We start from the raw sequence: 1,448 nt of genomic DNA, 5'->3' as shown, positions 1-1,448 counted from the left end.
AAATATATTTGGCTAACAAAAGCAGATACTTCCCAAGAAGCTTCCGCTTCTAAAAGCGGGAGTAGTTCACTAACAAAACTAAATATACTTCTGACAAAGTAAAATATTTATACAAAAAATTAATCTTGATCTCTTATCCAAAAATTCATAACTATTTCTCTATTTAATGCTATTCCCCATTTAAAAAGTGAATATTTATTTTGATTATTTGAGGGGTTTAATCTACTAAAAAGATTTCCTATTTACTTTCTGACAAGGGGTCTTGACCCCTTGCTAAACAGAATTATAAAAACTCCTTTGTTTTAATGAGGAATAGTATAAAACTATCTCTATTTGAAAAATAGAAATTATATTTTGAGCTATATATATCACTAATAATTTTTTTAATAGAGGCATACTCTTAAAATTTTTACTCTGTCATTAATTTCTTTTCAAAAAAAAATACACTAACAAATTATCTTAGTGTATTTTTTAATTAATAAATTACTTTTACTTTATGTAAAATCTATTTTTTAATTTTCTAAACTATTGTAAAAGTCCAATCAAGTCTGTAAGCAAGAATGGAATATAAACTTCTCCATCAGCAAAATTAGATGCTTCACCCTTATTGTAAATTAACACAAGAGCATCATTTTCCATATAGAACGCTTGCTGTCTATCAATAGCGTCAAATTTATCAATTTGTGGAAGTCCAAATTGTTTAAATTTTAAGTTTACTGCATCTGTTAGTGAATCATTAAATCCATTTGCCAATAAGTCTTTAAGCTGCAATTGTTTTCCATTTTTTAAATTATATGTTATTGCATTATGAAGAACTGTCTTTTGTCCTGTATCGTTATCTGTTAAGTTAATTGTAAACAAAACGCTTAAAAATAAACTGTTATTAGCTGTAACTTCATAAGAAGTATTATAAGATACATGCTTTGTAGATTTATAATTAGAAATAAAATTTTCCATAATTGCATTCATATTTTTTATAACATCAGAATTACTACCTATAAATCCTGGATAATAAATTTTTGATTTTTTCATAACTTTTGTTTTTTGAGTAACCCTTACAATACTTGGCGATGTTGGGGAATATCCTTGAAACGTAAAAGCTGTATCAATTTTTTCATTTTTTCCCTTTGCAAATGATACATTAAACACAAGCAATGTCATAAAAAGCAACATTAATTTTTTCATTTTTATAATCACCTCAAATTTTTTTAATTAATTAGAACCTTTCTTATTATATCATATACAAAAAAATATTTCAAATTTTTTAATTTTTCTGATACTATTTTTTTCAATATAACTGCTGAATCCCCCACGACTAAAGTTGCGAGTGTTCTTGAACTATTTAATAAAAAATTTATTCTTCTTTAATTTTTTTTGATAAATAAAATAAAAGGACAGAGTAAAAAATATAGGGGCAGCCAAAATAACACAATAAAATATTTTGGGCT

The 1,448-nt window shown here is 25.1% G+C and carries 1 protein-coding gene; it reads right to left on the bottom strand.

The genetic code is table 11. From position 1 onward, the window contains the following. Positions 1–525: 525 nt before the first annotated feature. Positions 526–1,185: a DUF3298 domain-containing protein gene (locus ACO409_RS10925; protein WP_485557189.1), complete on the bottom strand. Its 660-nt coding sequence runs from the start codon at positions 1,183–1,185 to the stop codon at positions 526–528. Between the last annotated feature and the right edge of the window lie 263 nt (positions 1,186–1,448).

It is taken from the genome of Leptotrichia sp., from assembly GCF_057270615.1.
This window is presented reverse-complemented; position numbering and strand designations above follow the sequence as displayed.

What these genes read in the sequence shown, in the direction of transcription:
- ACO409_RS10925 (WP_485557189.1), bottom strand. Translation starts at nt 1,185, where the DNA reads ATGAAAAAATTAATGTTGCTTTTTATGACATTGCTTGTGTTTAATGTA.